The following is a 7,686-nucleotide window of genomic DNA, read 5'->3' as shown; positions in this document are numbered from 1 at the left end:
TAATGGTGGTGCCGTAATGGGTGGCAAGATCCTGGTAAGTCCGGTTGACGCCTGGCTCGTAGCGGCTCACCACCGTCACCCCGGCCTTCAGATTGTCGCAGACGAGCGCCTTCGGCACTCCGCCCAGGAAGGTGAGCGCATCCACATGGGCGCCGATCCAGTCGGGCAGCGCCTCGCTGAACCGGGCTTGGACGAATGTGTAGTTCGACGCTCCCATGACCGCGACAAAGATCTTGGCGGCGCGCACCTCCCCGGTAAGCCCGTCGAACACCGGCACGGTATCGCCGGCGAAGTCCACGAACAGCTTTTCGCCGGCCGCGTGGGTCTGCCGCATGGTCGCCGTGATGCCGTGGCGCCATTCGACGTAGAGGTCGCAGAACCGGCTGTAGCCGTAGCCGTCGGGATGATGGCCGCGGTATTCCTCCCACAGCAGCGCCAGCGTTACGCTGCGGCGGCGCAACTCGGCATGGACATGCCCCCAATCCGGAAGCGGCTTCGATCGCGGCGGGTTGTAGCCGGCTGGCGCAAACAGCTTGCGCTCCAGTGCTGTGTCGTCGAGCTCCTCCGGTATCGGCCAGGTGATGCCGATCACCGCGGCGCGGCGGACATACTCCGCGATCGCCGTGCGACCGATCCCGACCGATCGGGAGATCACCCGATCGCTCACCCCACAGGCATACTTCAGGCGTAGAACTTCTCGAATCTTCCGCATCGGCAATCTCTCGGCGGGCATCGGACCTCCCATTGCGTGAACCGCAAAAGGAGGGACCTTGCCCCGTTCAGATTGCCGACAACGCCCCCCGTCTCACCCTATCAACAGGGTGGCCGCCTTCGTTCGGATTGGGTGGCCGCTTTCGATCGGAATCGCTGGCCGCCTTCCGTCGGAATCGGTGGCCGCTTTGCCTCGGATTCCGCATGCGGTGCTCACCCGCACCACTTAACCAGCGCGCCTCGTTTCGAACACTTGGGAAATTTACGGGTGGGTCCGTGGCTGCGATCGAGGTTCACCGAAAAATAGTCGACCACTTCCGTAGCCTGGGCGCCTAGGCTGAAACCCCGCTGTTCTTCGAAATCGACGGAAGGACCATATGGATGAACTGCTGGCGGCGTACAATGACGTCACCGCTTCCGGATTGGGTCCCCCCAACCGCAATACGCAATGCGATGCGGCGAAGGCGGAGCAGCGTTCGCTGGTGGAGCCATGCGCAAAGTTCCGTTGTGCACGCCGATCGAGCCGGCTTGACCTCTTCCGCATCAGCCGCGCGTTCGCTGAGAGGGCGGCTTAAACTCCACGACCTCGTGCTGGTCGCACGGATTAGCTCGCTCATTTTTCTTGACGATTAGCTCAAGCTCGAGAGCCTCGAAGGCGAGTTCATCCGCCAAGCGCTTAAACAGCTCGCGCTTTTCTATGTCCGTCGCCTGCTGACTCATCAGCATAAGCTCTCTGGCGTCAGCGCGGACCTTTTCCAAACGTCGTCGGAGGTCCTTCATGTGTGCCGGCTTAGCTTTTAAACTTATCCTTGGCCCGAACAAATCAGTTTGCTTGTTCGGATCCACCCGGAGTCAACTGCCGAAACTCGATACTGGTTCTATGCGGACCGCCAAATTCGCCGCTCATCGTGCTGCGATATTTGGCCATGCTCCATGACCCAGCCCCTGTTCAGGATTGCGGGCTGAGGACGGCCGTCTTGGCCGATGAGCCATCCCTGTCCGGCTCTCGCCGGATGATGCATAGAACTAGCATACCTGAAGGGCCATGAATGTTCGAAAGCGCACAGACGCGAGTGTTGCGCCGGACTAGGCTGCGATCGATCTGGACGCTCGCAAAGCGCTCGGGGCCCAACGGCGCCGGGGGGATGCGAAATGTGCCGGCTGCGCTGAAGCGGCTCCGTCCGCGAACGCAGTGTTGCCGGTTGCGTGCCGGGTATGAGGCAGGAGTAACCTCGGCAGATTCTAGATCCAACGATGGTCGTTCCTCGTGCGTACTGCCCTTCTCATTGTGGGAATATGGCTACTGGTGAACGTTCTGTTCGTTGTAGTTGTCCTGCCCTCGCGCAGACCGGCACCTACTCGGCGAGCAGGAACTCCATCTCCGGTGACGATCAACACAACGGCCGGTCGCTCCGACGATCACGACCCACCTCTCCTGCAGCGCGGGATGACGCCGGTTGCAATCAGAGTTCTATTCGTCGTCCTCCTCCGTCCAGTCCTTCGAGCGTGGAATGCGGTTAGGCGGCACTTCAGAGGGCACCACGACTAGACGCGGGCCATCGCGCGCTTGAGATTCTCGTCGATGTCTTCACTGCGCCGCGAGCCCCCCCGAGCGATTCAGCGAGACCATCAGCCAGATTGCAAGTGCGCTCGCTATGGCCATGCCTACAAGCATGGTCATGACCCGCGTTTGAACGATGATGTGAAAAGCTCAGAGCCCAAGGGTAGCAGCCGGCGCCAGCATTCCCATCCCAAAATGCCTCAGTCGGCGCTCAATTGTTCTGCCGCCTTTGGGCTGAAGCCGATCAGGAAATCGTCCAAATCTCGGCCGCCTCGAAGCTGCGGCCGCAGCCATCTAGGCAGCCTGCCGCGACCCGACCACGTCTCCGCTGGGTTCTTCGGATTGCGATATTTGGGACGAACGGGCGGGTATGGACGGCGCTTGCGATTGAACCGCGTGGCCTCGTTGGCTAGTCCAATCCTGTGGAGCCGTTCCTCCAAATGTGCTTTTTGCACCAACATTTTCTGAGTGAGTTTGGCGGCGACCTCTTGGTGAAGTATCCAGAGCTCGTCAACGGAGAGCGAATTGAAATGCGCGGTGTTCATGGCTCCATCCCTAATCTTGGGCAGAAGGCCCAGGCAGACAAGTCGGGAATCCGGGAGCAGACAAGCCCTCAGTTAAATATTGATCGTCCAATCCATATTTAATGCGAGAGGTAGCAGGAAGGCGCGACAGTGGTAATATCGTGGCGGAGTATTTAATTCGCTGCGAAGGGGTCGCCACGTCTCGTGACATCCACAAACTCCCCCTCGGCCAGGCGCTTTCGTGTTCGGGGACGAGCGCGAGATGGCGATCGGCCGTGCGGCGGCGGCGCGGATAGCGGGGAGCGAGGCCCGGCACAACTCAGGAGGCCCGATGAATCGATCGCGCTGCCTCGTGTTGCACCCCTGGAGTTCCGGACCAGCATATTAATCAGGTGGCCAAGAGTACAATTAATTCATTGCGCCGCCCGATTTAAGCCGCATGGGAGCCGTTGTCGCCGCTAAGGTTCGAGCGGGGGTGGGGCGCACCCGGGAGTTTTTGATGTCCGGTCATTTGCGATTGTACTTCGCCAGTTTGGTGCTTGTCGGAGGTTTATCGGCGGCGCCTGCGTCTTCCACCCCTCTTGCCGACTTCTTCAATACTGCTACGCCCCAACCCACGGTAACCTCTCCGCCGCAAGCCGAATGCGTGCCGCGTCCCGGTACCTCGACCACTGGTGGACAGCATTGGGTCTACCGAATGGACGGTCGCCGCAAATGCTGGTTCCTGACCGAGGGCATCGCGACGGTGAAGAAGCCCATTCGGGCTCGCGTGGCCAAAGACCGCAGCGCCAGTTTGGACGAGAACGGGACGAGGTGGAGCGCGGTCGTTGATGCGCGCGCGGAGTTGCTACGCGCCGCACCGCCGGAGCAATCTCAGCCGCCTGTACCCGAAATGAAGGTAGCTGATGCCGCTTCCAATCTCGGCACGGGGTCGGCGGCCCCCATTGTCGATCTTCCCAACCAGCTCACCTCCGAACACTCCGTGCCGGGCCAAGTCGACGTTGGGCAGCTTCTCGCCGACGCACCTCAAGATATGCCGCTGGGCGCGCGCACTGCAGAGGCGCACGGCGAAGCGCGCAGCTGGACGGCCTGGTTCGGTGTGCTGCTGATGACGCTTGGTGGCCTCTCGCTCTTGAGCTCGAGCCGCACGCTTCGGCATGCGTGGAGATTACGTTAGCTTAGATGCGAGGTACAGTCGCCGCGCAATCAATGGATTCCACGAGCTGGTATAGCCGAACTGCCACACGTACAAAGATTCCGTGCGCCACACCTAGTTTGGCACTGCCTTAGACGGACATTCGAGTACGATGACGGTCGCCTTTGGGATCGGACTGCATTATGCGGTACAAGGTGTTCGTGGTGGACGGCAGCCGGCAAGTGATCTGCGCTGCAAAGCTCGACTGCATTGATGAGCAGGCGGCGAGACGCCGAGCCGAGCAAATGCATGACGAGCACGACGTTGAGCTTTGGCAAGGCGATCGACTCGTTGCTGTGTTCCGAAGTGCAACGTCGAATGAAGGTCGGAGCTAACGCGCGATCCTGAATAGACGGCCGGTCTCGCCGCCGAGTTAGTTCGAGCATTGTGAGGCACCCCGGCCTGGCTGGTTGCCGACATGTCGCAGCGACGTCGTCACCGAGGCTCGCTACTGCGGTCCCGTCGGTCTCTAAACGGCTCTTGCTCTGCCGCTCGCTTTGGTACGCCGTCTTCTTGTTCTTGCTTCTACATGTCGGAGCTTACTTCGAAGCTTCTCCACCTCTCTAAGCTCCTCCAGAAGCGCCTGGTGCCGTTCGTTCAGAACAGCACTAGAAAAAATCTGACGCGTACTCGACATCACATGCCTCAGAAATGATTTGAAGTAAGAAGTCGACGAAAGCGAAAGAAAGAACACTCGACCGAAGCTCAATGAGCTGAAGCCGCAGCCGCCAGATGCTCCCAGTACTCTGCCTCTGCAAGCAGTTTCCAGCTTCTCTCAGGTTGGAGTGCGGCGGTCTGTCGGCACAGCAGCGCCATTGCACGCAGGCGGCGGGCAGCTTCCATTTCAACCTCCCATGTTTTCCCCAAACATATTTTTCAATTTTGCGATGGAGTCATCATGATTATATGAGATAATCAAATTTCTCATTTAATGGCGGTCAATTTGGGTTCCATTTGTAAGCCGACGGGGAACTGCTTTCGGTTTAAGCTTCACATCGATTTCGAATGCTTGCTCGCGGGGACCTGTTGCGCGGTAAAGCGAACGAGAAAACGTGCGGCGCAGCAACACGAGAAGCGAAGCTCCGTGCGCGAGCATCGCAACGTCAGAAATCCCAACCGAGGGCTCTTCTCGCCGCCGCCCTCCAGGGCACGTGCCCCGGCTACCGAGCCATAACCCGCAGTTGGGTTGCGTCAGCGGTCTGGCGACCCGCTTCGCTCTTGGAGCGCACCACCATGGAGTCCCGCAATGGTCTCACACTCTGGAACGTGCGCCGGGCGACCAGGACGGCTACTGACCCCATGAGAGGATGACCAGCATCGCATTGAAAGCCAAGTTCGCCGCGTCACGCGGGGCGGGCCTGGATCGCGTCGGGTGCGCAAGTTAATAATCACGCGCAACGCATTGCGAGGCTGTTGCTTTCATGCCTCGTCTTCGCAGATAGGGCTGAGTTTTGCTCCAGTTGGCTCCATGCGACTGTCGATCTACGCGTAGCAATGACCATCTCGCGGACCGAGTGCATGTGGGTAAATGCCGTAAAATTCCGGGGTCGCCTCGCAAGGAGTGGCGCAAGAGCCTCCTTCTTCTTGATTTTGATGCATTAATCATTAAATGCGGCGTATAAACTAATAAATGGACTGCCATTTTAATTTAAAATAAGTTTGGTTTAATCGAGAGTGGATGATCGTGACGCTTCTTGGTCACTGTTGTCGCTTCTGAAGTGGCGAATATTGCAAAATCAATGATTGCCAAACGTGGGCGGCCAAGCACCGGCCACGATGGGCAAGGGGGGATACCGCTAGATCTTTCGCGTAACTTGGCAGCAGTTGATGGAGCTGCGGTCGGCGGACCTATCGCCGTTCGAGCGAGCGCTACCAATTTGCGTGAATTGATTTTGCGGCGACGCTCCCTGCTCTGCATTGGCAGGCGAGGTTGCGAATGACGTGCACGCATTTTGTAGCAATGTTCGGCCGGGCTCGCGCAATGTCGAATTCTTCTTCGTCAACTTGCGATCGTTCGATCCAGACAGGTTTACGGTTTGCAAACATGGCGGCTGTCACGGCATCCGCTCACGAGCTCGGAGCGGCTCCAGCCCCAAACTGGCTTGAGCGGCACGTGTTCTCTTTGCACATTTTCGAAGCGCTGAGCAGGACGGCAGGCCTGCTGAGCAGCTCGGCATTTTTCTTCAGCAGCGTAGACAAGGCAACGGCCGATCATCCCCGCGCCATTGTGCAATTTGTGCCGGTTCGTGAATGCGGACGGCGCATCACCCAGAGGATTTAAGCTATGGCGACGCAGACAACGGGCGGCGGGAGCACGGTTTCGTTCGGCAATGCTCCGCAAGCCAACACGGACATTTTCTCGTTTACGGAAGACGTCAGCAACATTCTCATCTTGAACGTGCTGGCAAATGATCTTGGGGGCGCGGCCAAGACGCTGTTCTCCCTGGACGACGGAACGAGCACCTCTGCGTCCACCAAGAACTACGCCCCTGCGGATTTGCTGGTCAAAGATCTGGCGTACAGCAGTGACGCTGCCGGAATGGTCGGTACCGGTGACCGCAGCGCGCTCGGTGCGCGCATCTGGATCGAGTCGGACGGCACCGTTCATTACGATAAGGGCGACATCAACACGCAGCTTCAGGCGCTGGCGGCCGGGCAAACGCTGACGGATACGTTCACCTACGCGATCCAGCTGGGCAACGGCACGCTCAGTTGGGCGACGGTGACGCTCCAGTTCAATGGCGCAAACGACTCCGTCTCTATCACATCGAGTCCGCAGAGCGGCTCGGTGGTAGAAGACGCGAACACCACGCCGGATCCCTCGGATTCGCAGAGCGCGGCCGGCACCATCAGCTTCAACGACGCCGATCTCAGCGACACCCATTCGGCCACGTTCGCGGCGGTCGCTTCCAACACCACTGCGCTCGGCACTTTCTCGCTCGACCCGGTCAGCGAGGCGCCCAATGCCGCCAACGGCTCGGTGCAGTGGCACTATGCGCTTAACAATTCGGCCGCCCAGTATCTAGCCGCAGGTCAGAGCGTCACCGAGAGCTTTGTGGTGACCGTTAACGACGGCCACGGCTCGACGGCTACCCAGACGGTGACGGTGACCATCACCGGCACCAACGACAATGCGGTGATCACGGTTGGCGCTGGCAATAGCGCCAGCGGCGCGGTGACTGAGGACGCCCACCCGACCAGCGAGACCGCGAGCGGTATGCTGTCGTTCAGCGACGTCGACCTTTCCGACACCCACAGCGTCACCAGTGTGACTCCGTCGGCCGGGGCGCTCGGGATGCTGACCGCGTCGGTCACCACCGATGACTCGCACACCACCGGCACCGGCGGGGTGATCACCTGGAACTACTCGGTTGCCGACAGCGCGATCCAATATCTGGCGCAGGGCCAGACCAAGACCGAGACCTTCACGGTCCATCTGTTTGACGGCACCTCGACGGTCGACAAGATCGTCACGGTGACGATCACCGGCACCAACGACAATGCGGTGATCACGGTTGGCGCCAGCGGCGCGGTGACTGAGGACGCCCACCCGACCAGCGAGACCGCGAGCGGTATGCTGTCGTTCAGCGACGTCGACCTTTCCGACACCCACAGCGTCACCAGTGTGACTCCGTCGGCCGGGGCGCTCGGGATGCTGACGGCGTCGGTCACCACCGACGACTCGCACACCACCG

5 protein-coding genes are annotated in these 7,686 nt (G+C 59.9%); 2 read left to right on the top strand and 3 right to left on the bottom strand.

Annotated elements, in window-relative coordinates:
- The 3 genes from istA to BRA1253DRAFT_RS41185 form a co-directional block, all read right to left on the bottom strand.
- Positions 1-733, bottom strand: a 733-nt coding sequence (istA, locus tag BRA1253DRAFT_RS07540; protein ID WP_007592721.1) for an IS21 family transposase, incomplete at its 3' end; no start/stop codon positions are given.
- Positions 734-1,254: 521 nt separating this feature from the next.
- Entirely contained in the window at positions 1,255-1,491 is a 237-nt protein-coding gene (locus tag BRA1253DRAFT_RS07535; RefSeq protein ID WP_007592719.1) for a hypothetical protein, read from the bottom strand.
- Positions 1,492-2,472: 981 nt separating this feature from the next.
- Complete coding sequence (locus tag BRA1253DRAFT_RS41185; protein ID WP_007592717.1) at positions 2,473-2,817, bottom strand: H-NS family nucleoid-associated regulatory protein; 345 nt, start codon at positions 2,815-2,817, stop codon at positions 2,473-2,475.
- A gap of 676 nt (positions 2,818-3,493) precedes the next feature.
- Here BRA1253DRAFT_RS41185 and BRA1253DRAFT_RS07525 point away from each other — a divergent pair.
- Both BRA1253DRAFT_RS07525 and BRA1253DRAFT_RS07510 read left to right on the top strand, forming a co-directional pair.
- Complete coding sequence (locus BRA1253DRAFT_RS07525) at positions 3,494-3,973, top strand: hypothetical protein (RefSeq protein ID WP_245285872.1); 480 nt, start codon at positions 3,494-3,496, stop codon at positions 3,971-3,973.
- Positions 3,974-6,275: 2,302 nt separating this feature from the next.
- The coding region (locus tag BRA1253DRAFT_RS07510) for a VCBS domain-containing protein (protein WP_007592712.1) at positions 6,276-7,686 on the top strand (1,411 nt) is incomplete at its 3' end.

It is taken from the genome of Bradyrhizobium sp. WSM1253 (genome assembly GCF_000244935.1).
Classification (GTDB): Bacteria; Pseudomonadota; Alphaproteobacteria; order Rhizobiales; family Xanthobacteraceae; genus Bradyrhizobium; species Bradyrhizobium canariense.
This window is presented reverse-complemented; position numbering and strand designations above follow the sequence as displayed.

Excerpts from the sequence above, each read along its gene's own strand:
- BRA1253DRAFT_RS41185 (WP_007592717.1), bottom strand. The coding sequence starts at position 2,817 with ATGAACACCGCGCATTTCAATTCGCTCTCCGTTGACGAGCTCTGGATA.
- BRA1253DRAFT_RS07525 (WP_245285872.1), top strand. The coding sequence starts at position 3,494 with ATGGACGGTCGCCGCAAATGCTGGTTCCTGACCGAGGGCATCGCGACG.
- BRA1253DRAFT_RS07535 (WP_007592719.1), bottom strand. The coding sequence starts at position 1,491 with ATGAAGGACCTCCGACGACGTTTGGAAAAGGTCCGCGCTGACGCCAGA.